The organism is Geodermatophilus sp. SYSU D00742 (genome assembly GCF_054049935.1).
The window spans coordinates 95,703-119,918 of sequence record NZ_JBJGYJ010000012.1; the positions used below are offsets into that span (position 1 = coordinate 95,703).

Below are 24,216 nucleotides of genomic sequence, written 5' to 3' on the forward strand. Positions count from 1 at the left end.
CCCACCGGGGCACCAGCCCCGACCCGGGGACGTAGCTCAATTGGCAGAGCACCGCCTTTGCAAGGCGGGGGTTAGGGGTTCGATTCCCCTCGTCTCCACCAGGCCGCTCAGGACATGACCCGCGGCCCCGGCCGGCAGCAGCCGTGCGAGCCGCCTCCAGCCCGGTGACGCCCTACGTCCGTGGCTCGCGACCGGGGGGCTGCCCCGGTTCGTCGAGCAGCGGGGCGGGGGCACGCAGCGGCGCCTGGACGGGCGCGGCCGCCGTGACCGACAGCCGCGTGCCGTCCACGACGACGGTCACCGGCCCCTCACCGCGCACCAGCGTGACCGTGGTGCCCTCCCGCGTCGTCTTGACGTGGAGCAGCCGCCCGCGCCAGGTCAGGGAGTACGCGGTGCGGGTGAGCGAGGACGGCAGCCGCGGGGCCAGCTCGAGGTCCTCCCGGTCCTCCCGGAGGCCACCCAGCCCGGCGACGAACGCCAGCCACGTCCCTCCCACCGAGGCGAGGTGGAGGCCCTCCGCGCTCCCGCCGTGGACGTTCCGCAGGTCCACCAGCGCAGCCTCCCGCAGGTAGCGCAGTGCGAGGTCCAGGTGCTGCGCCTGGGCACACACGACGGCCTGCACAGCGGCCGAGAGCGAGGAGTCCCGGACGGTGCGCGCCTCGTAGTACTCGAGGTCCCGGGCCACCTCCTCGGGGGAGAACTCGTCGCGACACCACCACAGCGCCTGGACGAGGTCGGCCTGCTTGAGCACCTGCCGCCGGTAGAAGGTGGCGTAGTGCTGGTGCTCCTGGACCGGGTAGGAGTCGCGCCGGTCCTCGAACGGCCACTCCCCGTAGGACGTGAAGTTGGCGTTCATCGGGTGCACGCGCAGGCCCTCGTCCCACGGGACGTGGACGGCGTCGGCCGTCGACCGCCACGCGGCGGTCTCGGTGTGGTCCACGCCCAGCTGCGACGCGCGCGACGCCAGGCGCCGGCACGCGTCGGCGGCCCGCCGGAGGTTGGCCTGGGCCATGAGGTTGGTGAAGACGTTGTCGTCGACGATGCCGGTGTACTCGTCCGGCCCCGTCAGGCCGAACAGGTGCCAGCCACCGGCCGCGTCCTGGTGGCCCAGCGACATCCACAACCGCGCCGTCTCGACCAGGACGTCCAGGCCCCCGACGGAGTCGAGGTCCTCGCCGGTGACGTTCTCGTAGAGCCAGAAGGCGCGGGCGATGTCGGCGTTGACGTGCAGCGCCGCGGTGCTCGCCGGCCAGTACGCGGAGACCTCCGGTCCGCTGATCGTGCGCCAGGCGAAGGCCGCACCCGCCCAGCCCAGTGTCCCGGCACGCTCCCGGGCGTGGTCCAGCGTGCTGGCGCGCCACCGCAGCAGCCGGGCCGCCGCGTCCGGGCGCAGCAGCGTCAGAGCGGGCAGGACGAAACCCTCGACGTCCCAGAACGTGTGGCCGCTGTACCCCATGCCGGTCAGTCCCTTGGCGCCGACGGGGGCATCGGAGATGCAGGCCGCGGAGCAGAACAGCTGGAAGACGGAGTACCGCAGTGCCTGCTGCAGCTCGGGATCGCCGTCGACCTCGACGTCCGCCGTCGCCCACAGCTCGTCCAGAGCGGCCCGCTGCGCGGCGAGCAGGCCCTCCCAGCCGAGGTCGAGTGCGGAGCTCACTGCTGCCGACGCCTCGCCGATGACGGAGTCGGACGCGGCGTCGTACGACCAGCTGTACCCGACGAGCTTGACGATCGTGACGTGCTCGCCCGGGCGCAGGTCGGCGGCGACCGTGGTGACGACGGCGCGCTCGTCGACGTGGGTGTTCTCCCGACCGCCGTCGACCCGGTGGCCCATCGCAGCCGCGATCGTGATGCCCGACCGCCGCGTCCGCTCCGCGAGCGCGCCGCCGCTGTCCCCCCGGACGTGGGCGAGCGGCTCCAAGGCGTTCTCGAGGACCTCGGCGACGCGCGGGTCGTCGTTCACCACGCCCGTCGGCGTGACCCTCCCCGCGGCCAGCTCCGACCGCACGACGACGTGCGCGGGCCCGTCCAGGGCGCGGACCTCGTACCGCACCGCACACACCGACCGCTCGACGAGGGAGACCAGCCGCCGCGAGGTCACCTCCACGGTCGTGCCCGACAGCGTCGTCCAGCGCACGCGACGGTCGAGCGTGCCGGCGCGCAGGTCCAGCGTGCGCTCGTGGACCTGCGGCCGGACCTCGCGGACGTCGAGCGGGACCCCGTCGACCAGGAGACGCAGGGGCGTGCCGTCGATGACGGTGAGCATCGCCTGCCCCTCCTCGGGGAGGCCGTAGCCGCCCTCGGGATAGGACAGCGGGTGGGTCTCGTGGACCCCGGAGAGGTACGTGCCCCGCATGACGGCGGGCTCGACCTCGTCGAGCGTCCCCCGCACCCCGAGGTAGCCGTTGGAGAGGCTGAAGACGGACTCGGCCACCCCGAGGGTCCCGGTGTCGACGTGCGGCTCGCGGACGGCCCACGGGGCGGTCTCGAGGGTCGGAGCGGTCACGCAGGGTCCTCGCTCGCGTCGTCGGGGGGCGGGGCGGCACGCCCGGCAGCGGCGTCCCGCTCCCTGTCCTACCGGCCGGCACCTCCCGCCGCGATCCGAGCGGGACCGGAGCACGGGTCCGGCGTGAGCCGCAGGGACCTCCGTCACTGGACGCGCGACCGCCGCCGGGCCACTGTCGGCCGCGCCGCTGGCCCACCGGCCGGGCGGGCCGGGGCTCTGGTGTGAGGAGGAGCCATGGCGCGGAAGACCATGGACTGCCGGACGGTGCCGAGCGAGAGCAACTGCACGGTCCAGATCTCCGGCGAGGAGGACGAGGTCCTCGAGCTGGCGGCGGCGCACGCGGTCGCCGCGCACGGGCACACCGACGGCCCGGAGCTGCGCGACGGGCTCCGGGCCGCCCTGCGCGACGAGGAGACCCTGCAGGTCGAGCAGGGCGCCTTCGTGCAGCTCATCGAGTTCCACGCCCGGGACCTCGAGGGGTTCCGGCGACTGGGCGAGGAGTGGCGGGAGAGGATGGGTCGCGAGACGACCGCCCGGTGGATCGTGGTCACCTCCGACCGCGACCGCCCGCACACCTACGTCCAGATGGTCGGCTTCCCCGACCACGCCTCGGCGATGCGCAACTCCGAGCACCCGGTGACCACCGACATCTCGAAGAGGATGCAGGAGGTCACCGAGGGGGAGGCGTCGTTCCGCAACCTCGACGTCGTGGAGCTCGTGCGCATCTGAGTGCCACCGGTGCCCGCTCCCCGCGACTCGCGGGGAGCGGACCAGTGGGAGAGTGGACGTCGTGACCGAATCGACTCCCGCACGCCGCGCCGTGCTGCACACCAACCACGGCGACATCACCGTGGACCTCTTCCCCGACCACGCCCCGAAGACGGTCGCCAACTTCGCCGACCTCGCCGAGGGCCGCCGGGAGTGGACCCACCCGCAGACCCGCGAGAAGACCACCGACCGGCTCTACGACGGCACCGTCTTCCACCGGATCATCGACGGATTCATGATCCAGGGCGGCGACCCGCTCGGTCAGGGCATCGGCGGGCCCGGCTACAAGTTCGGCGACGAGATCCACCCGGAGCTGGCCTTCACCAAGCCCTACCTGCTGGCCATGGCCAACGCCGGCCCCGGCACCAACGGCTCCCAGTTCTTCATCACCGTCGCCCCGACCACGTGGCTGACCGGCAAGCACACCATCTTCGGCGAGGTGGCCGACCAGGCCAGCCGCGACGTCGTCGACCGCATCGCCAAGGTGCCCACCGCCCGCGGTGACCGGCCGGTCGAGGACGTCGTCCTGCAGTCGGTCGAGGTGCAGCGCAGCTGACCACCGGCCCCGACGACGGGGGCGCCGGCCCCGGCCAGCCGCAGCCGGCGCCCCCGACGACCACCTGCTACCGGCACCCCGACCGGCCCACCCGCATCTCCTGCACGCGCTGCGGACGGCCGATCTGCCCGGAGTGCATGACCCCCGCCTCGGTCGGCTTCCAGTGCCCCGAGTGCGTCCGCGAGGGGCAGGCCGGCGTGCGCGGGCCGCGCCAGGCACCCCTGCTGCGGCGGGCCAGCAGCCGCTTCGGCGCGGTCACCGTCAGCCTCATCGCGCTCAACGTCGCCATGTTCGCCGCGACGGCGGTCTCCGCCGGCGTGGCCGGCGCCAACCCCCTGGACAACCAGTTCTCGCCGCTGTTCGCCCGGCTGGCACAGATCCCGATCCTGGTCGAGCTGGGGGAGGACTGGCGGCTGCTGACCGCCGCCTTCCTGCACATCGGGCTCCTGCACCTGGTGCTCAACATGCTCGCCCTGCTGGTCTTCGGCTCGGAGCTGGAGCGGCAGCTCGGCCGCTGGCGGTACCTCGCCGTCTACCTGGTCTCGCTGCTCGGCGGGGCGGTGGCGCTACAGCTGTTCGGGGACCCCTTCCGCGCGGTCGCCGGGGCCTCGGCGGCCATCTACGGCCTGCTGGGCGGCCTGGCGGTCGTGATGATCTCCCGGAAGCAGGACCTGCGCGGCCTGCTCACCCTGCTGGCGATCAACGTGGCGATCAGCTTCCTGCCCGGCGTCTCGCTGCTCGGCCACCTCGGCGGGCTGGTCGCCGGCTTCGCCGCCACGGGCCTGGTCGTCCTGGCCCGCCGGCGCACGGAGCTGCAGGTCCTCGGGCTCATGCTGCTGGCCGCGGCCCTGGTCGTGGTGGCGCTGACCGTGCCGACCGTCGTCGTCCTGGGTTAGCGACGGGGCCCCCTGCACCCACCGCACGAGTACGCGGCGGGACACCGCAGGAGGGCTCCCGGGGCGGGCCGGCGGCGCCGGTCACCCGGGCCGCAGCGCGTGCAGGGCCCGGGCGACGTCCTCCGGGTCGGCGCCGAGGTCCCGCCGGCCGAGCAGCAGCAGGACGCCGTCGTCGTCGGCACCCGGGGCGGTGTCCAGCTCCAGCAGCCGCGAGCGGACGCCGAGCCGCCGGGTCTCGCGCAGCCGGACCCGCAGCTCCGGCCACGGCAGCGCCACCGTGCCGGTCAGCGTGCGGACGGCGACTCCGCCGGGTCCGGCCGACAGGCGCGGGCGCAGCAGCAGGTCCCGCAGGGCCAGCGCGAGCAGCAGGAGGGCGGCGCCGCCCACGAGCACCCGCCCCGCCGGGTCGAGCAGGACCGCGATCAGCGCGAGGACGGCGCCACCGGCGGCCAGGACCCCGTCTGCGCCCGGCGGGCCGACCACTCCACGGCGTCCAGCCTCCCAGGCGCCCCTGGGGCACAGATGCTCGGACGTCCTACCATGCGGCCAGGGACGGCGGGAGGCCGCCGACGTGGACGAGGAGTGGTCATGCGAGATGCCGTCATCTGTGCCGCGGTGCGGACCCCGGTGGGCAAGCGCGGCGGGGGCTTGTCCGGTGTGCACGCCGTCGACCTCTCCGCGCACGTGCTGGACGCGCTGGTGGAGCGCAGCGGCATCGACCCGGCGGTGGTCGACGACGTGATCTGGGGCTGTGTGAGCCAGATCGGCGAGCAGACCTACAACGTGGCCCGCAACGCGGCGCTGGCCGCCGGCTGGCCCGAGACGGTGCCCGGCACGACCATCGACCGGCAGTGCGGCTCCTCGCAGCAGGCGGTCGCCTTCGCCGCGGCCAGTGTCGTCAGCGGACAGGCCGACGTCGTCGTCGCCGGTGGCGTGGAGTCGATGAGCCGGGTGCCGATGGGCTCCTCGGTGGGCGACGGCTCTGCCGGCCGCCCCCTCGGCCCGCGCTTCATGGAGCGGTACGGCGTGGCCCCCAACCAGGGTGTGGGCGCCGAGATGATCGCGGAGCGGTGGGGCTTCTCCCGCACCCAGCTCGACGAGTTCTCCCTCGCCTCGCACGAGAAGGCCGCCAAGGCCCAGGCCGACGGCGCCTTCGACGAGGAGATCGCGCCGGTCACCACGCCTGAGGGCACCGTGGTGCGGGCCGACGAGGGCGTCCGGCCCGGCGGCACGCTGGAGAAGCTGGCCTCCCTGAAGACCCCGTTCAAGGCCGACGGTGTCATCAGCGCCGGCAACGCCAGCCAGATCTCCGACGGCTCGGCCGCGCTGCTGGTGACCACCTCGGAGAAGGCCCGCGAGCTCGGCCTGCGGCCGCTGGTGCGCGTCCACACGACCGTTCTGGCCGGCGACGACCCGGTCATCATGCTCACCGCGCCGATCCCGGCCACCCACAAGGTGCTGCAGCGCTCCGGGCTGTCGGTCGACGACATCGGCATCTTCGAGGTGAACGAGGCGTTCGCCCCGGTGCCACTGGCCTGGCAGGTGGAGACCGGTGCCGACATGCACCGGGTCAACCCCCGCGGCGGTGCGATCGCGCTCGGCCACCCGCTGGGCGGCTCCGGCGCCCGCATCATGACCACGCTGGTCCACAGCATGCTGGCGACCGGCACCCGCTACGGCCTGCAGACGATGTGCGAGGGCGGCGGGATGGCCAACGCGACCATCCTGGAGCTGATCGACGCCTGACCCCACCCGGTGCACGTCCGCGGATGTGCACCGGGCCGTTCCGCGGCTGTGCACAGACGGCTCCCGGTCCCTCACGGACCGGGGGCCGTCGTCGTGTCCGGGCACGACGCGTCGGGCCCGGGCATCTGCCGTGGTCAGAGCGCGTGTCGTGGTGCCCGGCGCGGGGTAGGGGCGGGCTCCGGTCGCCGTCCCGAGCCTGCCGCCATGTCGATTCGTCCACAGCTGTGTGCACAGCTGGGGATGGAGTCACAGGCATGTAGTTACTCGGGTGCCCTTCCCGTCACACCTGCCTCACCCGTGGGATCTCCCCAGGTCAGTGGCGTGTGGTCGAACATGCGTTCTCCACACACGGTGGACAACTCTGGGGGTATCGCGCTTTGTCGACCTGTGGACGCAGCACTCGGCTGTGCACAGCGTCGACTGTGGACAACACGGTGGGTGTTCGGCCACTCACATGACAACGGCCCTCGTCCCCGGGCGGGGACGAGGGCCGCGACGCAGTGCGGGCGCGCTTCAGCGCCAGCGCATCGACATGACCAGACCGGCGACCATGAGGCCGAAGCCGACGGCGAAGTTCCACGGGCCGATGCCGTTCATGAAGCCGATCCGTTCGCCGGCGACGTAGAAGACGACGATCCACAGCAGGCCGAGCACCATGAGCGTGACCATGAGCGGCGCGTACCAGCGCGGGCTGGGCTGGGCGACCCGCGCGGCCGGCGTCCCGGCCTGCAGCGTGCCCTGCGGCGGTGTGTACACCGACTTCTTGCGCACCTTGGACTTGGGCACCGTGCGGACTCCCTCCGGGGCCGGATCGTCGCTGCCGGCCGTGACAGAACCCCAGCCTAAGCTGAGGACGTGGCCGGAGCCCGCACCCTGCCCCACCGGGGGAGCCGCCGTGGCGCCGCCTGGGCGGCGCTCGTGCCCGTCGTGGCACTCCTGGCCGGCCTGCTCTTCGCCACGTCCAGCCAGACCGCCGGCGGGACCGACCTGCGGGGTGGGGAGGTCACCGAGCTGTCGGCCCTCATCGCGGCGCGCGAGGAGGTCCTGCGGGAGCAGCAGGAGCAGTTGGCCGCGCTCCGCGAGCAGACGCAGGCGCTGACCGACCAGGCGGCGTCCCGGGACGGCGCCGTGGCCGCCGCCCAGGTCCAGGACGCCGGCGCGGAGCTCTCGGCCGGGCTGGTGGCGCTGACCGGCCGCGGTGTGGAGATCGTCCTCGACGACGCCCCACGCCGGCCCGACGGCTCGCTGCCCATCGGCGCCCGGCCCGACGACGTGGTGATCCACCAGTCCGACGTGCAGGCGGTGGTGAACGCGGTGTGGGCCGCCGGAGCCGACGCCGTCGCGATCATGGACCAGCGGCTGATCGCCACCAGCGCGGTCCGCTGCGTCGGCAACGTGCTCCTCCTGGAGGGCCGCACCTACTCGCCGCCGTTCGTCGTCACCGCGGTCGGGGACACCGACGCGATCCGGGCCCAGCTGGCCGCCTCCCCCCAGGTGGCGGTGTTCCAGCAGGCCGTGGAGGACTTCGGGCTGGGCTTCGCCGTCCGCGACCGCCCCTCGCTGACGCTGCCGGCCTACGAGGGCCCGCTCGACATGGAGCACGCCACCGCCGCTGACGGGTGAGGCCCGGTGCAGCGCCCTGCTGCGAGTCAGCGAGTGGTGGGGGGCGGGGGGTCCCTTTGGTACACAGGGACCGTGAACCGCCCCGTCCTCGTCGTCGACAACTTCGACAGCTTCGTCTACAACCTCGTCCAGTACCTGGGCCAGCTGGGCGTGCGCTGCATCGTCCGCCGCAACGACGCCGTCACCGTCGACGAGCTCGCCGACCTCGGCGTCGCGGGCGTGCTCCTCTCCCCGGGGCCCGGGACGCCGTCCGACGCGGGCGTGACCGTGCCGATGGTGCGGGCCGCCGCGGACGCCGGGACGCCGGTCCTCGGGGTGTGCCTGGGCCACCAGGCGATCGCCGAGGCCTTCGGCGCCGAGGTGGTCCGGGCGCCGGAGCTGCTGCACGGCAAGACCAGCCAGGTGGTGCACGCCGGCGTCGGCGTCCTCGCCGGGCTGCCCTCGCCGTTCACCGCCACCCGGTACCACTCGCTGGCCGTCGAGCGCTCCTCCGTGCCCGACGAGCTGGAGGTGACCGGTGAGACGCCGTCGGGGATCGTCATGGCCCTGCGGCACCGGGAGCTGCCCGTCGAGGGCGTGCAGTTCCACCCCGAGTCGGTGCTCACCGAGGGGGGGCACCGGATGCTGGCGACGTGGCTGGAGTCCTGCGGCCTGGCACCCGACCCCGCCGCGGTCGAGGCGGCCACCGCCGCGGCGCGCCGGCTCACCACGGTCGCCACGCCCGCTTGAGGCCCCGAGGGACGACGGAGGGCCGCGCTCCCCACGTGGGGAGCGCGGCCCTCCGTCGGCTCGGACCGGTCAGGGTGTGCCGGTCTCACCACCTCCCTGCGGAGCCCGGCCGACGGTGATGGTCACCGTCGAACCCGGCTGCACCTCGGTGTCCGCCGACGGGTTCTGCGAGATCACGAGGCCGACGTCGGCCTGGTCGCTGTCCTGCTGGACGACGTTGACGACCAGCCCCAGCCCCTGCAGCGTGCTGGTCGCGGCCGCCTGGGGCTGGTCCACGACGTTCGGCACGGGGACCGTCTCCGGCTCGGCCGGCCCGCTGGAGACCCGGAGGGTGATCCGGGTGTCGGCGGTCGCCTGGCTGCCCCCGGTGGGGGACGTGGCCACGACGGTGCCCGCGGGCCGCTCGTCCTCGACCTGCTCCACCTGGACGTTGGTGAAGCCGTCGGTGCGCAGGGCCTGGGTGGCGGCGTCCTGCTGCTGGCCGACCACGTCGCGCACCTCGGCGTCCCCGTCGGACACCGAGAGCGTGATCGTCACGTCCGGGGCCACCTGGGTGCCCTGCTCGGGGTCGACGGCGACGACCGTCCCCTCCGGCTCGAGGGAGTCGACGGTGTCCCGGTTGATGTTCCCGGTCAGGCCGGCGTTCTCCAGCGCCGTCCGCGCGTCGTCCTCGTCGAGGTTGACCACCGGCGGGATGGCGATGCTGTCCGGAGCCGCGCCGACGACGAGGTCGACCCTGGTGCCCTCGTCGACCCGGGCGCCGCTGGCCGGGGTGCTGGACAGGACGGTGCCGACCCGGGCCTCGTCGGTGGTGACCTCGGTGGTCACAGCACCGACGACCAGGCCGGCGTCGGTGATCGCGGCCTCGGCCTCCGCCCGGGGGAGGTCCACGAGCGTGGGCACCGCGACCTCGCGGGCCACCGGTGCCTCCTCCTCGGCGCCGGAGTCGAGCAGCAGGGCCGCGGTGATCACGCCGCCCAGCAGCAGGACCGCGGCGACGACGGCGACGACCACCCGGGTGCGCCGGCGCTTGCGGGCGGCCTCGTCGTCCCCCGCGTCCCAGTCCCCGCCGGCGTAGCCGGGGGTGGCGCCGAGGATGGTGGTCTTCTCGGCGTCGTTCATCACCGGTGTGGCCTCGACCTGCTGGCCGGCCAGCGCCCGCAGCAGGTCGTTGCGCATGTCCGCGGCGGACTGGTACCGGTTGGCCGGGTTCTTGCTCATCGCCTTGAGCAGGATCGCGTCGAGCTCCGGCGGGATGGCCGGGTTGATCGACGAGGGGAGGCGGGGGTCCTCCCGCACGTGCTGGTAGGCGACCGCCACCGGGGAGTCGCCGGTGAACGGCGGTGCTCCGGTGACCAGTTCGTAGAGCAGGCAGCCGACCGAGTAGACGTCGGAGCGCGCATCGACCCCCTCGCCGCGGGCCTGCTCGGGGGAGAGGTACTGGGCGGTGCCGATGACCGCCGCCGTGGAGGTCATCGTGGCCGCGGAGTCGGAGACCGCACGGGCGATGCCGAAGTCCATGACCTTGACCGAGCCCTGCGGCGTGATCATCACGTTCCCGGGCTTCACGTCCCGGTGCACGATGCCGTTGCGGTGGCTGAAGTCCAGCGCACCGCAGATGTCGGCGGTCAGGCTCATGGCGCGCTCCGGGGAGAGCACTCCCTCACCGCGCAGGACGTCGCGGAGGGTCTGGCCCTCGACGTACTCCATGACGATGTAGGGGGTGGCCCCGCTGGCCGAGCGGTCCTCGCCGGTGTCGTAGACCGCGACGATCGCCGGGTGGTTCAGCGAGGCCGCGGCCTGGGCCTCACGCCGGAAGCGCACCTGGAAGGACGGGTCGCGGGCCAGGTCGCTGCGCAGCACCTTGACCGCCACCTCGCGACCCAGCCGCAGGTCGCGGCCCCGGTGCACCTCGGCCATCCCCCCACGGCCGAGCACCCCGCCGATCTCGTAGCGCTCTCCGAGCACCTGCGGCGTGGTCATCGGGGGTCCTCTCGGGCGGTGCGGTCCTGCGTCCGGGCGGCAGCGGAGCACGGGGAACGGCGGCGGACGGATGGGCCGGCCGGGAGCCTAACCGCTGGGACGGCGCCGACCGGGGCGACGCGGGGGAGCGGGATCACTCCGCACCGGGCGCCTGCTCGCCCGCCCGGGGGCCCTCGGGGCCCGACGGGCGGGGCTCCGTGACCGGGGGTTCCGGCGCCGGCACCCCGGGGATCGGCGCGGTCGTCGTCGGAGAGGGCGAGGCGGTGCGGGGAGGCGTGCCCGTGTCGGCCGAGCCCTCGTCGTCACCCTCGTCCTGACCCGGGTCGTTCCCCTGGGTGTTGCCGGGCGGGGTGGTGCTCCTCGTGGGAGCGGTGGGCGTCGGGGCGGCGGTCGTCGGCTGGGGCTGGGTGTCACCGCCGTCGTCCTCGCTGCCGTCGTCCCCGGTGTCGGGGGTGTAGTCCTCGGGCGCGTAGTACAGGGTGACCACGGTGCCCAGGGGCACCGCCCGGTTGGCGGGGTCGGAGGCCACGACGTCGTCGGCGTCGAAGGCCCGGCCGGGTGCGGCCACCTGCGCGGCGTTCGCCTCGCGCTGGCTGACCTGCAGGCCGTTGCCGACCAGGTACTCCTCGACCTCGTCGACGTCCTGCCCCACGAACTCGTCGGTGTTGACCGTGAACGTGCCGGCCGCCGTCGTGGCGCTGGTGGCGGGCGCACTGGTCTGCTGCTGGCCACCGGCCGCGGGGTCGTCGTCGCCGGCCAGCAGGAACCACGTGCCGCCGCCCAGCAGGGCGAGCAGCAGCAGGCCGGCGACCAGCCACACCCAGCGGTTGCGGCCGCGGGACCGTTCCGCGTGGCGCGGCCCGTCCCAGCCTCCCTCGTCGTCCTCGGACGGCCGGCGCAGCGGGGGCATGGTGCCCGGTGCGGTGCCCGGGCCGCCCGTGCCGCCGGCGGAGGCGGCGCCGAGGACCCGGGTGCGGCTGTCGGAGATGTCGGTGACCAGCTCGGTCCGCGCCGTCGCCGGGTCGGCGGCTGCGGGCACGGGCGTCGGGCGGGGACGGACCGGTGCCGCCGTGGCGGGGCCCGCGGCCAGGGGTGCGGCCGCCAGCCCGTTGCCGGCGGCCACGGAGCGGATGGCGGCGGCGAACGCGCCGCCGTCGGGGAAGCGGTCGGCGGGGTCCTTGGCCAGCGCCCGTTCGATGAGCAGCCGCACGGGGGCCGGCACGTTGCCCGGCAGCGGGGGCGGCGGCCGGTTGATGTGCGCCAGCGCCACCGCCACCTGTGAGGTGCCGTCGAAGGGGCGCCCACCGGTCAGGCACTCGTACCCGACCACGCCGAGGGAGTAGACGTCGGAGGCGGCGGTGACCTCGAAGCCCTGGGCCTGCTCGGGGGAGAGGTACTGGGCGGTGCCGACCACCATGCCGGTGCGGGTCAGGGGAGTGGCGTCGCGGGCGCGGGCGATGCCGAAGTCGGTCAGCTTCACCACGCCGTCCGGCCGCACGATGAGGTTGCCCGGCTTGATGTCGCGGTGCACGACACCGGCCTCGTGGGCGGCGGACAGGCCGTCGGCGGACTGACCCAGCACGTGCAGGGTCCAGTCGACCGGCAGCTTGCCCTCCTCGTGGAGGATCGTCACCAGCGGCTTGCCCTCGACCAGCTCCATGACGAGGAAGGCCAGCTGGCCGCCGCGCTCGTCCTCGGTCTCGCCGTAGTCGTAGACCGAGGCGATGTTCGGGTGGCTGAGCGCCGCGGTGTGCCGGGCCTCGTTGCGGAACCGCGCGACGAAGCTGGGGTCGCCGGTGAACTCGCTGCGCAGCACCTTGGCGGCGACGACGCGGTCGAGCACGCGGTCGCGGGCACGCCACACCTCGCCCATGCCGCCGGTGGCGATGGGGGCGGTGATCTCGTAGCGGCCGGCGAGGATCGTGCCGGTGGACAGGGCCATCAGCCGCCCTGCCCGTCCAGGTGGGCCTGCATGACCTCACGGGCGATCGGGGCGGACACGTCCCCACCCGTACCCCCGCCGTTGGCCACGAAGACCGCGACGGCGATCTGCGGGTCGTCGGCGGGGGCGAACCCGATGAACCAGTTGTGGTCGGGCACGTCCTCGGCCACCTCCGCCGTCCCGGTCTTGCCCGCCACCGTGACGCCGGGGATGCGGGCGGCCCGGCCGGATCCGTTGGCGACCACGCTGGTCATCATCTCGGTCAGCTGCTCGGCGACCTCAGGGGTCACGGGCTGCCCGAGCTCCTCCGGGTCGGTCTCCTCGATGACCGACAGGTCGGGGGCGCGCAGCTGGTCGACCAGGTGCGGCGACATCAGCGTGCCGTCGTTGGCGACCGCCGCGGCGATCATCGCCGCCTGCAGCGGGGTCATCCGGACGTCCTGCTGGCCGATCGAGCTGACGCCGAGCTGTGCGTCGTTCTCCGGGTCGCCCATGGTGCTGGGCTGCACCGTCAGGGGGATCTGCCGCTTCTGGCCGTCCATCCCGAACGCCTCGGCCATCTCCCGCACGCGGTCCTCGCCGAGGTCCATGCCCAGCTGCACGAAGGCGGTGTTGCAGGAGACCGTCAGCGCGTCGAGCAGGGTCTGCTCCCCGCTGCTGCTGCAGCGGGAGCCGCCGAAGTTCTCCACCTCCGTGGAGGTGCCCGGCAGCCTGATGGTGTCCGGCGCCGGGATGACGGTGTCGGGGGTGTACCCGTCGGCCAGCGCCGCCGCCGACACGATCACCTTGAACACCGAGCCGGGCTGGTAGTTGTCGCCGATCGCCCGGTTCAGCCGGGGGTCGCGCTCGGCCCCGTTGAGCTGCTCCCAGTAGTCGCGGATCCCCTGCGGGTCGTGACTGGACAGCAGGTTCGGGTCGTACGTCGGCGTGCTCCCCATGCCGAGGACCGCGCCGGTGGAGGGGTCGAGGGCCACCACGGCGCCGGTCAGGCCCTCCAGCCCGGCCATCGCGGCCTCCTGGACGGCGGGGTCGAGGGTGAGGACGACGTCGCCGCCGGAGGGGTCCCGGCCGGTGAACAGGTCGGCGATCCGCCGGGCGAACAGCCGCGCGTCGTTGCCGGCGAGGAACTCGTTCATCGACCGCTCGACCTGCGCGTCGCCGTAGACCAGCGAGTAGTAGCCGGTGACCGGTGCGTACAGCTCGCCCTGCGGGTACTGCCGCAGGTAGGTCAGCCGGTCGTCGGTGGCCACCGAGGTGGCGATCTCGGTGCCCGCCACCACGATGGAGCCGCGCTCGCGGTCGTACTCCTCGGAGAGCACCCGGGTGTTGCCCGATTCGTTGCGCAGCTCGTCGGAGCGGACCACCTGGATGTAGTTCACGTTGATGATCAGCAGCGTGAACAGCACGAGCACGCTGATGGCGACCCGGCGGAGGGGGGCGTTCACGGCGTCACCACCTCGGTGGGCGCGTCGCCCAGCGCCGGCTTCGGCGGACCGGCGGGGGCGGCCGGACGGCGGGCGGCGTCACTGATCCGCACCAGGACGGCCACCAGGACGAAGTTGGCCACCAGCGAGGACCCGCCGTAGGCGAGGAACGGGGTGGTGAGGCCGGTCAGCGGCAGCAGGCCGGTGACCCCGCCCAGGACGACGAAGACCTGCCAGGCGATCGCGAAGGCCAGGCCCGCGGCGAGCAGTTTGCCGAAGGCGTCCCGGACGATCAACGACGTGCGCAGCCCGCGCTCCACCAGCACCAGGTAGACGATGATCACCGCGACCAGGCCGAACAGGCCGAGCTCCTCGCCGATCGCCGCGGCGATGAAGTCGCTCTTGGCGACCGGCACCTGGTCCGGCCGGCCGCCGCCGAGGCCGGCGCCGAACAGGCCGCCGGTGCCGAGCCCGAACAGCGACTGCACCAGCTGGTACCCGGCGCCGTCCCGGTACTCGAAGGGGTTCAGCCAGACGTCGACGCGGGCCTGGACGTGGTCGAACACCCGGTAGGCGATGAGCGCTGCGCCGGCGAAGAGGCCGAGGCCGATGAGCAGCCAGCTCGCCCGTTCGGTGGCGACGTAGAGCATCACCACGAAGATGCCGAACAGCAGCAGCGAACTGCCGAGGTCGCGCTCGAACACCAGCACGAGGATCGACAGGGCCCAGGCCACCAGCACCGGACCGAGGTCGCGGGGGCGGGGCAGCTCGAGGCCGGCCACCCGGCGGCTGGCCAGGGCGAGGACGTCGCGCTTGTCGACCAGGTAGGCGGCGAAGAAGACGATCAGGCAGATCTTGGCGAACTCACCGGGCTGGATGCTGAAGCCGGCCACCCGGATCCAGATCTTGGCGCCGTTGACCTCCGACAGGGACGAGGGCAGTACCGCGGGGATCGCGAGCAGCACCAGGCCGACCAGGGCCAGGGTGTAGGCGAAGCGGGAGAGCACCCGGTGGTCGCGCAGGACCACCAGGACGGCGACGAACAGCGCCACGCCGAGGGTCGCCCACACCAGCTGGACCGGGGCGTCCTCGCGGGTGACGGTGCTGTCGACCTGCTCGGCGGCGAGGTCCAGCCGGTGGATCACCGACAGCCCCAGCCCGGTCAGCAGCGCGACCGCCGGCAGCAGCAGCGGGTCGGCGTAGGGCGCCAGCTTGCGGACGACGAGGTGCACCACCGCCCACAGCGCGGTGAACCAGCCACCGAAGGTGAGCAGCTCGGAGCGCAGCGACCCGGTGATGGTCAGGTCGACGATGCTCTGCGCGACGAGCGTGATGAGGACCGCGAAGGCCAGCAGCGCCAGCTCGGTGCCCCGCCGCGTCGGTGGCGCCGCACCCGGCGCGGTCGCCCGGGGGTCCGTGGAGGGGCCGGTCGTCACTTCGCCTCCCGGCAGTCCACTCCGGGCTCGGGCGCCGGCGCCGACCGCTCGGACGTGGTCGCCTCGGAGGTCGTCTCGGCAGGGACGGTCGGCGGCACGGGCTCCCCGGGCGCCGGCAGGGCGCCGCCGTCGGGCGCCAGGGTGGACGGCGTCGGCGCCGCGGACGCCGAGGCCGACCGTCCTCCGGTGGTGTCCTCGGCGGGGCACACGGGCAGGCGCTGGTCCCGCAGCATCGCGACGATCCGGTCGGCGTGGTCGCCGTCGTCGGCCTCGATGCCGCGGCGGACCTTGCTGGCATCGGCCTGGGTGAGGTCGGCGACGGACAGGTCGGTCACGTCGGACACCCGGTTGAGATCGACGCCCAGCAGCGCGGTGTCGATGCCGCGGAAGACGGTCACCCGCTCGCCCGCGGAGGTCTCCTGGACGCCGATGAACCAGTTGGACAGCAGCCACACGTAGGCGCCGGCGGCGGCCGCGAGCACCAGCAGCAGCGCACCGAGGCCCCACAGCAGACGGCGCCGGCCGCGCCGCGGCGGCGGGGCGGAGGCCATCTGCGGGGGTGCCGGCGGGGCCGGTGGCGGGTCGTGCAGCGCGGCGCGGCCGGCCGCGGAGCGGGGGTCGACCTCGCGCTGGCCGACGTTGTCGCCGGCCGCGCCGTCGACCACGGGGTCCACCGGAGCCGTGCCGTGCCCGCCGTCCTCGACGACGTCGGCCACGATGACGGTGATGTTGTCGGGGCCACCGCTGCGCAACGCCAGCTCGACGAGCCGGTCGGCGGTCGACTGCGGGTCGGGGTCCTCCAGCGCGGAGGCCAGCGTCTCCTCGCTGACGACCCCGGACAGCCCGTCGGAGCACAGCAGGTAGCGGTCGCCGGCGCGGGCCTCCCGCATCGAGAGGTAGGGGTCGACCTCCTGCCCGTTGAGCGCGCGCAGCAGCAGGGAGCGCTGGGGGTGGTGGTTGGCCTCCTCGGGCGTGATCCGCCCGTCGTCGATCAGCGTCTGCACGAACGTGTCGTCGTGGGTGATCTGGGTCAGCACGCCGTCGCGCAGCAGGTAGGCGCGGGAGTCACCGATGTGGCACAGGGCCAGCCGGCCACCGGCGAAGAGGACCGCGGTCAGCGTCGTCCCCATGCCCTCCAGGTGGGGCGACTCGCGGATCACCTCGCGCAGGTGCTCGCTGCCGTCGAAGACGGCCTCGCGCATGGCCTGCAGCATGTCGCCGGAGGGGGCGTCGTCGTCCAGGTGCTCCAGGGCGGCGATGACCACCTTGCTGGCGACGTCGCCGGCCGCGTGGCCGCCCATGCCGTCGGCGACGGCGAGCAGCCGGGGCCCGGCGTACACCGAGTCCTGGTTGTTGCCCCGGACCAGGCCGCGGTCGGACCGGGCCGCGTAGCGCAGCACGAGGGTCATCAGCGCAGCTCCAGAGCCGTCTGGCCGATGCGGATCGGCTGGCCCGGGCCGATCAGCAGCGGGCCCTGCACCCGCTGCTGGTCGAGGTAGGTGCCGTTGGTGGAGCCGAGGTCCTCGACGTACCACTGGCCGCCGCGGTTGGTCAGCCGGGCGTGGCGGGAGCTGGCGAAGTCGTCGGTGAGGACGAGGGTGGAGTCGTCGGCGCGGCCGATGAGGATCGGCTGGTCACCCAGAGTGATCTTGGTGCCGGTGAGCGGCCCCGCGGTGACGACGAGCGTCTTGGGTCCGCGGTTCTTCTTCTGCCTGCCGGCGGCCGCCGCGCGCGGGGGCACCGACGCCACCCGGCCGGCCCGGCCACCGAACAGGTCGGCGCGGACCACCCGGAACGCGGCGAAGATGAACAGCCACAGCAGCAGCAGGAAGCCGAAGCGGAAGATCTGCAACACGATCTCGGCGGTCATCGTGGAACCCGCTTCACGCGCCGTCCTGCCGGTAGACCAGCACCGAGTGGCCGATGCGGATGACGTCGCCGTCCGACAGCGGCTGCCGGGTGATCCGGCGGCCGTTGACCAGGGTGCCGTTGGTCGAGCCGAGGTCCTCGGCGATCGCGGTGTCCCCGTCGAGGACCACGTCGACGTGCTTGCGGCTCACCCCGGTGTCCGGCAGCCGGATGTCGGCGTCGGTGCCGCGGCCGATGACGTTGCGCCCGGTGGTGAGCTCGTGCCGGGTGCCCGGGCCGTCGACCAGCAGGACGTGGGTGGTGCCGGGTCGGGAGCCGGCCCGGCCCACGACCGACGACGGCTGCTGCCGCCCGGTGTCGGTGGCCACGCGGCCCTGCAGCGGGGGCAGTGGCGGGACGCCGCCGGTGGGCAGCGGGGCCTGGACGTCGTCGGCGCGGCTGCCCGGGCGCGCCGGGTCGGCGACGTGCGAGCTGACCTCGAACACCCCCGTGGGCAGCGCCTCGTCGCGCTCCAGGCGGACCTGGACGGCGTCGAAGACCTGGTAGCCCTCGCCCTCGATGTGCTCGGACACCATGTCGGCGAGCTGGGCGGCGAGCTGCTCGGACCACTCGGCGAGGTGGTCGTAGTCGGTGGGGCCGAGCCGGACGTCGTAGACGTTGGGCGCCAGCACCCGCCCCTCGCCCATCACCGCGCGCTGCTCGTCGGCTTCGCGGGTCAGGGCCTTGGCGATCTCCGCCGGGTGCACCTTGCCCTTGAAGAGCCGGGCGAAGGCCAGCCCGACCATGCCCTCCAGCCGTCGCTCGAAGCGCTGCAGCACACCCACAGTCGCTCCCTTGCGCTCGCCCGGACGTCCCGATCTGCCACCGTTGATCGTAGCCGGGTACGCGACCGGGGACCGGCCAGCGACCTCACGACGCCCCGGGCGCGCCTCGTCCGCCGTGGGCGCGGGTGCCCCCCGCCCCGGGTGGCCGGCGAGGTGCTGCTAGGGTTCTTCCTCGCCAGGGCAAGTGGCGGAATGGCAGACGCGCACGGTTCAGGTCCGTGTGTCCGAGAGGACGTGGGGGTTCAACTCCCCCCTTGCCCACCCGCACGACGACGCGGCCCCGGGGTTCCCACCCCGGGGCCGCGTCCCGTTCGAGCCCCTCCCCGCCCCCGCTCCGCGGCCGGGGTGGCCGCCTCGGTCCGCCGGCGGACGGCTCAGGTCAGCCGGCGGCGCTCGTCGTCGTCCCGGCGGTCGCCGGTGATCGTCTGGGCGAGCAGGACCGCGCCCCAGGGGCCGATGACCCAGATCGGCCAGGGGTAGAGCAGCTCACCGGAGCCGATCGAGGTGGCGATCCAGACGGTCAGCACGATGACGGCGGTGGCCGCCCAGTTGCGCCAGGCCGCGGCCTTCGACGGCCCGCCGGACCAGCCGCCCCAGGCGTGGGCGTGGCTGGTGCCGTGCCCGGTCGGCGCGGGCGCGGGGGTGGTCGGTCCGGCGCGGCGCGCGACCGGCTTGGGCAGGTCGGCGGTGAGCTCGGCCAGCTCGCCGTAGGTGCGGGCGGCGTAGGCGCGGGCCAGTCGGTCGTCGTACTCGTCCACGCGCAGCCGGCCGGCGGCCATGTGCTCGCCCAGTTCGGCGGCGACGGCCGCGCGGTCGGCATCGGCGGCACGCAGGTGCGGCTCGGGCATCGGGGACCCTCCTGTTCCGGGGGCTCCAGTCTCGTCCGCGGCACCCCGGAGGGTCTACTGACGTCCGTCACCCGTTCCACGTGGAACGCGTCAGGTCCGCTCGGTGCGGGTGAGCCCCCGGCCGGGCCGCCACGAGGAGATGACCAGCGCCGTCTTCTCCTCGTTCAGGGCGGTGAGCACCATCTGCTCGAGGTCGACCCGGAACAGGTCGAAGGCGCCCGGTCCGCCGGGGACCCCGGCTGCGTCGGCGTACCTCCGCCACTCACCAGCGTCGGTCACCTCGGTCGCCCGGCCGGAGAGCTTGGCGTCGGCGGTGAACGTGTCGGGCTCGTCGCTGCCGCTGTGCAGGGCGAAGCGCGGGTCGCGGCGCAGGTCGGCGAACTTCACCGAGCCCGGCATGCCGGCCAGCCACGGCTCGCCCGCCACGAACTGCATCTCGATGCCGCTCACCCGCGGCGCGCCGTCGGCGCGCAGCGTGGCGAGGACCTTGTGCCGGTGGGCGTCGAAGACCGCCCGCACCCGCGCGGCGAACTCCGGTTCGGCGGCTTCCACGTCGGAGAACGAGGCCATGCGCGCGATGGTGCACCCGACCGCCGACGAGACGGGGCCGGTGCGCCGCCGACCCCGCCGGGGCGCAGCGGTCACCGGCGGGTGGGGCGGTCAGCCGGCGGCAGGGGCGGTCAGCCCGCGGGCGGGGCGGCCTCCGCGGCCAGGTGCCGACCGATCACCATGCGCTGGATCTGGTTGGTGCCCTCGAAGATCTGCATGACCTTGGCCTCGCGCATGTACCGCTCGACCGGGAACTCCCGCGTGTAGCCGGCGCCACCCAGCACCTGGACGGCGTCGGTGGTGACCTTCATCGCCGCGTCCGTGGCCACGAGCTTGGCGATGCTGGCCTGCCGGGCGTAGGGCTTGCCGGCGTCCTTGCGCCGGGCCGCGACCAGGTAGGTGGCCCGGGCCGACTCGACGGCGGCGGCCATGTCGGCCAGCAGGAACGCCACGCCCTGGTGGTCGACGATCCGCTTGCCGAACGCCTCCCGCTCGAGGGCGTAGCCGACCGCCACGTCCAGGGCGGACTGCGCCAGGCCGACGGCGACCGCGCTGACGCCCAGGCGGCCGGAGTCCAGCGCGGCCAGGGCGATGCCCAGCCCGCGGCCCGGCTCACCGACGAGCCGGTCGGCGGGGATCGGGACGTCGTCCAGCCGGATCGCGGCGGTCGTCGAGCCGGTCAGGCCCATCTTCTCCTCCGGCCTCGCGGCGGAGAGGCCGGCGAGGTCGGGGGTGAGGTGGAAGCAGGAGATGCCGCGTTCCCCGTGGTCGGGGGTCCGGAGGAAGGTCGAGTAGAAGTCCGCCTGCCCGCCGTGGGTCACCCACGCCTTCTCGCCGCGGGCCACCCACCCGTCGTCGGTGGCCTTGGCGCCGGCCCGCATCGCCGCCGGGTCCGAGCCCGCGTGCGCCTCCGACAGGCAGTAGGCGCCCAGCAGCCGCCCGCCGACCATCTCCGGCAGCAGGTCACGGCGCTGGGTCTCGGTGCCGAAGCGGTCGATGGGGAAGCAGGCCAGGGTGTGCACGCTGATCCCGAGGGCCACGCTGGCCCAGCGGGCGGCGAGCTCCTCCACCACCTGGAGGTAGACCTCGTAGGGCTGCCCGCCGCCGCCGACGTCCTCGCCGAACGGCAGACCGAGCAGGCCGGCGTCGCCCAGGAGCCGGAACACCTCGCGCGGGAAGCGCTCCTCGCGCTCGTACTGCGCCGCCTTCGGCGCCAGCTCGGCGTCGGCGATCTCACGGGTGAGGGCCAGGAGGTCGGCGGCCTCCTGGCTGGGCAGTTCGCGGTCGACCGGCACGGCGTCTCCCTCGGCCAGGTGTACTGCTGTCGGTACGACAGTACTGTTCCGCGTCCAGGTGGATGCTGGCTCGCCGGGAGGTGCCGTGGTGGCGGAGATCGTGGGCACGCCCGGCAGCCGGCTGACCCGCCGGCAGGCCGAGCTGCTCGACCAGCTCGAGGAGCTGTTCCTCGCCGAGGGCTTCGCGGGGTTCACGCTGGAGGACCTCGCCGTCCGGCTGCACTGCTCCAAGAGCACGCTGTACGCGCTGGCCGGCAGCAAGGAACAGCTCGCCTCCCGGGTCATCCGGCACTTCTTCCGCAAGGCCACGGCCGCCGTCGAGGCCGGGACGGCGACCGAGGAGGACCCCGCCCTGCGGGTCACCGCCTACCTCACCGCCGTCGCACGGGCCCTCGCCCCGGCCTCCCCGGCCTTCTACCGCGACCTGGACTCCTTCGCCCCCGGGCGCACGGTCTACGAGCAGAACACCGCGCGGGCCGCCGAGCGGGTGCGGGAGCTCATCGCCGAGGGCGTCGCGCAGGGCCGGTTCCGGGAGGTGCACCCGGCGCTGGTGGCCGACACCGTCTCGACCCTGGTCTTCCGCATCGGTCGCGGCGACACCGCCCGCGCCACCGGGCTCGACGACGCGGCCGCCTACCGCGAGCTCGCCGCCCTGCTGCTGCACGGGATCAGCCTGTGAGGATGCGGGGGTGACCGCGTCCACCTGTTCCGTCGTCGCCGCCGCCTGGGACGACCCCGAGGTCCGCGCCCTGACCGCGGCGCAGCAGGCCGAGCTGCGTGCGCGCTACGGCGGCGCGGGGGAACCGGGCACGCCGCCGTCGGCCGCCGACGTCAGCGTGGTGCTCGTGGCCCGCGACGCCGACGGGACGGCGGTCGGCTGCGGTGCCCTGCGGGCCCTGGAGCCCGGGGTGGCCGAGGTCAAGCGGATGTACGTCGTGCCCGAGGCGCGCGGCCGCGGGGTGTCCCGGCTGGTGCTCGCGGGGTTGGAGGCCGCCGCGGTCGAGCGCGGCTGGACCACCGTGCGGCTGGAGACCGGGCCCCGGCAGCCCGAGGCGATCGCCCTGTACGAGGGCGCCGGCTACCGGCCGATCCCGGCGTTCGGGGCCTACGTGGGCGAGCCCGACGCCGGCTGCTCGCTGTACTACGAGCGCGTCCTGTCCTGAGTCCCGTGCGGTGGCGCGGGGGACGACCGCTCCGGGCCACCGGCCGGGTCCGTTCCCGCGCACCCGCCCGCGGGGGTGTGGTGGGGTGGCGGTCATGAGCGGGACGTGGCCGGCGACCGAGCCGGTCGAGGTGGAGGTGGCGGCCGGCGCCGCGCGGCTGGCCGTCGACCTGCGCGGCGGTGGCCTGCGGGCCCTGACGGTGGGGGACCGGGAGGTCCTCGACGGCTACCCGGCCGGCACGGTGCCGTCCGGACGGCGTGGCGGGGTGCTGCTGCCCTGGCCCAACCGGCTGCGCGCGGGCCGCTGGAGATGGGAGGGCCGCGACCTGCAGCTGGACGTCGCCGGCCCGGCCGGGCCCAGCGCGGCGCACGGACTGGTCTCCTGGCAGCCCTGGACGGTGCTCGACCGGTCGGCCGGCGCGGTGACCGTCGGCACGGTCGTCGAGCCGCGCCCCGGGTACCCCTTCCGGCTCGCCGCCGCGCTCGACTACGCGCTGAGCCCCGACCGGCTGGCCGTCACGCTGCGGGTGCGCAACGCCGGGGGGCAGGCGGCCCCGTTCGGCGCGGGCCTGCACCCCTACCTGGCCGTCGGCGCGCAGGAGGACGGCGGCGTCGGCGATGCCGAGCTGCACCTGCCCGCCCGCACCGAGCTGGTCGTCGACGAGGGCGGCCTGCCCACGGGGGAGCGGCGGCCCTTCGACGGCGCCGTCGGCCGCATCGCCGAGCGGGCCCTGGACACCCCGCTCACCGACCTGGACCGCGACGCCGACGGCTGGGCCCGCGTGCGGCTGGCCGGCCCCGCCGGCGCCCTGGAGCTCGCCGTCGACCGCTCCTGGCCGTGGCTGCAGGTGTTCACCGGCGACTCGCTGCCGGCGGGCCAGCGGCGGCGCAGCGTGGCGGTGGAACCGATGACCTGCCCGCCCAACGCCCTGGCCGACGGCGTCGACCTCGTCGTCCTCGAGCCAGGTGCCGAGTGGGCCGGCACCTGGACCCTGGGCTGGGAGGCCTGACGTGCGCGCCGCGGAGCTGTGGCGGTACCCGGTGAAGTCCTTGCAGGGTGAGCGGCTGGCCGTCTGCGACGTCGGCCCCGAGGGGCTGGCCGGGGACCGGCAGTGGGCGCTGTTCGACGTCGACACCGGTCTGGGGTTGACCGCCCGCCGCGTGCCCGACCTGCTGTTCGCCGCCGGCCGGCTGCGCGCCGACGGCGAGGTGGAGATCGTCCTGCCCGACGGCACCGTCACCGCCGACGACGCCGTGCTGTCGGCCTGGCTCGGGCGCGCGGTGACGCTGCGGGCCGCGGCGGACGCGCCCGGGGACCGTCGGTACGAGAACCCCTTCGAGGTCGAGGACGACGACGAGTACGGCTGGGACGCCTTCACCGGTGCCCGCGGGGCCTTCCACGACAGCTCCCGCACCCGGGTCTCGCTGGTGTCCACCGGCACGCTGGGCACCTGGGACCGGCGGCGGTTCCGCGCCAACGTCCTGCTGGACGGTGAGGGGGAGGACACGCTGGTCGGCCGGCGGGTGCTGCTCGGCGGGGCCGAGCTGGACGTCGTCAAGCCCATCGAGCGCTGTGTGATGGTGACCCGGCCGCAGCCCGGCGGCATCGGCCGGGACACGTCGGTGCTCCGGACGGTGCACCGCGAGCGGAGCGGCACGCTGGCGATCGCGGCGCTGGTCGTGCGGCCCGGCGCCGTGGCCGTCGGCGACGAGCTGGCCGTCGTCGGGGGAGGATGACCGCCGTGCGCACCGTCGACCTCCGGCCCGGCGAGGAGTCCATCCGCCTCGGTCAGCTGCTCAAGCTGGTCGACGCCGTCCCGACCGGCGCCCAGGTGAAGGACGTCCTGCTCACCGGCGCCGTCCGGGTCAACGGTGAGCCCGAGGAGCGGCGCGGGCGGCAGGTCCGCCGGGGGGACGTCGTCAGCGTCGAGGGCATGGAGGACGTGCGCGTCGGCTGACAGCCGCGGGAGCCGCGCCGGCGGGCCGGGAGCACACCGCGGCGCGGGAGCCGACCGGTCCCGCCGTCCCCTGCGGCGGCCGGCGTTCCACGTGGAACCGCT

At 74.5% G+C, this 24,216-nt stretch carries 24 protein-coding genes, 2 tRNA genes and 1 pseudogene; 14 read left to right on the plus strand and 13 right to left on the minus strand.

Going from position 1 to position 24,216, the window contains the following annotated elements; all coding sequences use genetic code 11:
• The first annotated feature begins 25 nt into the window (after positions 1 to 25).
• Positions 26 to 101: transfer RNA gene (locus tag ACI78V_RS10725), tRNA-Ala, on the plus strand.
• 71 nt (positions 102 to 172) lie between these two features.
• Here the strand turns inward: ACI78V_RS10725 and ACI78V_RS10730 are convergent.
• A complete protein-coding gene (locus tag ACI78V_RS10730; protein WP_456850885.1) occupies positions 173 to 2,506 on the minus strand; it encodes a glycoside hydrolase family 65 protein in 2,334 nt (777 codons plus the stop codon).
• Between the two features lie 234 nt (positions 2,507 to 2,740).
• On the opposite strand from ACI78V_RS10730, the gene ACI78V_RS10735 reads away from it, so the two are divergent.
• The 4 genes and pseudogenes from ACI78V_RS10735 to ACI78V_RS10750 all read left to right on the plus strand — a co-directional run bounded on the left by ACI78V_RS10735 (position 2,741) and on the right by ACI78V_RS10750 (position 4,726).
• Positions 2,741 to 3,235 carry a DUF1059 domain-containing protein gene (locus tag ACI78V_RS10735; RefSeq protein WP_456850886.1) on the plus strand — a complete coding sequence of 165 codons (495 nt, stop codon included), beginning with the start codon at positions 2,741 to 2,743 and terminating at the stop codon, positions 3,233 to 3,235.
• Positions 3,236 to 3,296: 61 nt separating this feature from the next.
• Complete coding sequence (locus ACI78V_RS10740; RefSeq protein WP_456850887.1) at positions 3,297 to 3,830, plus strand: peptidylprolyl isomerase; 534 nt, start codon at positions 3,297 to 3,299, stop codon at positions 3,828 to 3,830.
• A pseudogene (locus ACI78V_RS10745) lies at positions 3,827 to 3,961 on the plus strand (hypothetical protein); the annotation flags it as partial. The gene ACI78V_RS10740 and the pseudogene ACI78V_RS10745, both read left to right, overlap by 4 nt.
• A gap of 6 nt (positions 3,962 to 3,967) precedes the next feature.
• Positions 3,968 to 4,726, plus strand: coding sequence for a rhomboid family intramembrane serine protease (locus ACI78V_RS10750; RefSeq protein ID WP_456850888.1), 759 nt, complete (start codon positions 3,968 to 3,970; stop codon positions 4,724 to 4,726).
• 81 nt (positions 4,727 to 4,807) lie between these two features.
• Here the strand turns inward: ACI78V_RS10750 and ACI78V_RS10755 are convergent, their stop codons facing one another.
• Entirely contained in the window at positions 4,808 to 5,209 is a 402-nt protein-coding gene (locus tag ACI78V_RS10755; protein ID WP_456850889.1) for a PH domain-containing protein, read from the minus strand.
• A 105-nt stretch (positions 5,210 to 5,314) separates the two neighbouring features.
• Here ACI78V_RS10755 and ACI78V_RS10760 point away from each other — a divergent pair, with 105 nt between their 5' ends.
• On the plus strand, positions 5,315 to 6,472 hold the full coding sequence (locus ACI78V_RS10760; protein ID WP_456850890.1) for a thiolase family protein: 1,158 nt from the start codon (positions 5,315 to 5,317) through the stop codon (positions 6,470 to 6,472).
• Positions 6,473 to 6,985: 513 nt separating this feature from the next.
• Here the strand turns inward: ACI78V_RS10760 and crgA are convergent.
• Positions 6,986 to 7,258 carry a cell division protein CrgA gene (gene crgA / locus ACI78V_RS10765; protein ID WP_456850891.1) on the minus strand — a complete coding sequence of 91 codons (273 nt, stop codon included), beginning with the start codon at positions 7,256 to 7,258 and terminating at the stop codon, positions 6,986 to 6,988.
• A gap of 69 nt (positions 7,259 to 7,327) precedes the next feature.
• Between crgA and ACI78V_RS10770 the strand changes: the two genes are divergently transcribed.
• Together ACI78V_RS10770 and ACI78V_RS10775 are read left to right on the plus strand one after the other, a co-directional pair.
• On the plus strand, positions 7,328 to 8,095 hold the full coding sequence (locus ACI78V_RS10770; protein WP_456850892.1) for a DUF881 domain-containing protein: 768 nt from the start codon (positions 7,328 to 7,330) through the stop codon (positions 8,093 to 8,095).
• A gap of 72 nt (positions 8,096 to 8,167) precedes the next feature.
• Entirely contained in the window at positions 8,168 to 8,824 is a 657-nt protein-coding gene (locus ACI78V_RS10775; RefSeq protein WP_456850893.1) for an aminodeoxychorismate/anthranilate synthase component II, read from the plus strand.
• A 69-nt stretch (positions 8,825 to 8,893) separates the two neighbouring features.
• Here the strand turns inward: ACI78V_RS10775 and pknB are convergent, their stop codons facing one another.
• The 7 genes from pknB to ACI78V_RS10810 form a co-directional block, all read right to left on the minus strand.
• A complete protein-coding gene (gene pknB, locus ACI78V_RS10780; protein WP_456850894.1) occupies positions 8,894 to 10,807 on the minus strand; it encodes a Stk1 family PASTA domain-containing Ser/Thr kinase in 1,914 nt (637 codons plus the stop codon).
• Positions 10,808 to 10,940: 133 nt separating this feature from the next.
• Positions 10,941 to 12,749: a protein kinase domain-containing protein gene (locus tag ACI78V_RS10785; protein WP_456850895.1), complete on the minus strand. Its 1,809-nt coding sequence runs from the start codon at positions 12,747 to 12,749 to the stop codon at positions 10,941 to 10,943.
• Positions 12,749 to 14,194: a peptidoglycan D,D-transpeptidase FtsI family protein gene (locus ACI78V_RS10790; RefSeq protein ID WP_456850896.1), complete on the minus strand. Its 1,446-nt coding sequence runs from the start codon at positions 14,192 to 14,194 to the stop codon at positions 12,749 to 12,751. Before ACI78V_RS10790 ends, ACI78V_RS10785 begins: the two co-directional genes overlap by 1 nt.
• On the minus strand, positions 14,191 to 15,609 hold the full coding sequence (locus tag ACI78V_RS10795; protein WP_456850897.1) for an FtsW/RodA/SpoVE family cell cycle protein: 1,419 nt from the start codon (positions 15,607 to 15,609) through the stop codon (positions 14,191 to 14,193). Before ACI78V_RS10795 ends, ACI78V_RS10790 begins: the two co-directional genes overlap by 4 nt.
• Positions 15,606 to 17,018 (minus strand): PP2C family protein-serine/threonine phosphatase, encoded by a 1,413-nt coding sequence (locus ACI78V_RS10800; RefSeq protein WP_456850898.1) that lies wholly within the window; start codon positions 17,016 to 17,018, stop codon positions 15,606 to 15,608. The genes ACI78V_RS10795 and ACI78V_RS10800 overlap by 4 nt, the downstream gene beginning before the upstream one ends.
• On the minus strand, positions 17,018 to 17,479 hold the full coding sequence (locus tag ACI78V_RS10805) for an FHA domain-containing protein FhaB/FipA (RefSeq protein WP_456850899.1): 462 nt from the start codon (positions 17,477 to 17,479) through the stop codon (positions 17,018 to 17,020). The genes ACI78V_RS10800 and ACI78V_RS10805 overlap by 1 nt, the downstream gene beginning before the upstream one ends.
• A gap of 13 nt (positions 17,480 to 17,492) precedes the next feature.
• On the minus strand, positions 17,493 to 18,302 hold the full coding sequence (locus ACI78V_RS10810; RefSeq protein WP_456850900.1) for an FhaA domain-containing protein: 810 nt from the start codon (positions 18,300 to 18,302) through the stop codon (positions 17,493 to 17,495).
• A gap of 178 nt (positions 18,303 to 18,480) precedes the next feature.
• On the opposite strand from ACI78V_RS10810, the gene ACI78V_RS10815 reads away from it, so the two are divergent.
• A tRNA-Leu gene (locus ACI78V_RS10815) sits at positions 18,481 to 18,563 on the plus strand.
• A gap of 113 nt (positions 18,564 to 18,676) precedes the next feature.
• Here the strand turns inward: ACI78V_RS10815 and ACI78V_RS10820 are convergent.
• From ACI78V_RS10820 to ACI78V_RS10830, 3 genes are all read right to left on the minus strand, one after another.
• Entirely contained in the window at positions 18,677 to 19,150 is a 474-nt protein-coding gene (locus ACI78V_RS10820; RefSeq protein WP_456850901.1) for a DUF1707 SHOCT-like domain-containing protein, read from the minus strand.
• A gap of 90 nt (positions 19,151 to 19,240) precedes the next feature.
• Positions 19,241 to 19,720: a pyridoxamine 5'-phosphate oxidase family protein gene (locus ACI78V_RS10825; protein WP_456850902.1), complete on the minus strand. Its 480-nt coding sequence runs from the start codon at positions 19,718 to 19,720 to the stop codon at positions 19,241 to 19,243.
• A 110-nt stretch (positions 19,721 to 19,830) separates the two neighbouring features.
• Positions 19,831 to 20,994 carry an acyl-CoA dehydrogenase family protein gene (locus tag ACI78V_RS10830; protein WP_456850903.1) on the minus strand — a complete coding sequence of 388 codons (1,164 nt, stop codon included), beginning with the start codon at positions 20,992 to 20,994 and terminating at the stop codon, positions 19,831 to 19,833.
• Positions 20,995 to 21,082: 88 nt separating this feature from the next.
• On the opposite strand from ACI78V_RS10830, the gene ACI78V_RS10835 reads away from it, so the two are divergent.
• The 5 genes from ACI78V_RS10835 (at position 21,083) to ACI78V_RS10855 (ending at position 24,114) form a co-directional block, all read left to right on the plus strand.
• Positions 21,083 to 21,673: a TetR/AcrR family transcriptional regulator gene (locus ACI78V_RS10835; protein WP_456850904.1), complete on the plus strand. Its 591-nt coding sequence runs from the start codon at positions 21,083 to 21,085 to the stop codon at positions 21,671 to 21,673.
• 10 nt (positions 21,674 to 21,683) lie between these two features.
• The gene (locus ACI78V_RS10840; protein ID WP_456850905.1) at positions 21,684 to 22,157 is read left to right on the plus strand and encodes a GNAT family N-acetyltransferase; all 474 of its coding nucleotides are present in this window, start codon (positions 21,684 to 21,686) and stop codon (positions 22,155 to 22,157) included.
• A 94-nt stretch (positions 22,158 to 22,251) separates the two neighbouring features.
• On the plus strand, positions 22,252 to 23,166 hold the full coding sequence (locus ACI78V_RS10845) for an aldose 1-epimerase family protein (RefSeq protein ID WP_456850906.1): 915 nt from the start codon (positions 22,252 to 22,254) through the stop codon (positions 23,164 to 23,166).
• Position 23,167: 1 nt separating this feature from the next.
• Complete coding sequence (locus ACI78V_RS10850; protein ID WP_456850907.1) at positions 23,168 to 23,893, plus strand: MOSC domain-containing protein; 726 nt, start codon at positions 23,168 to 23,170, stop codon at positions 23,891 to 23,893.
• Positions 23,890 to 24,114, plus strand: a complete 225-nt coding sequence (locus ACI78V_RS10855) for an RNA-binding S4 domain-containing protein (RefSeq protein WP_456850908.1) — start codon at positions 23,890 to 23,892, stop codon at positions 24,112 to 24,114. The genes ACI78V_RS10850 and ACI78V_RS10855 overlap by 4 nt, the downstream gene beginning before the upstream one ends.
• Positions 24,115 to 24,216 lie beyond the last annotated feature (102 nt).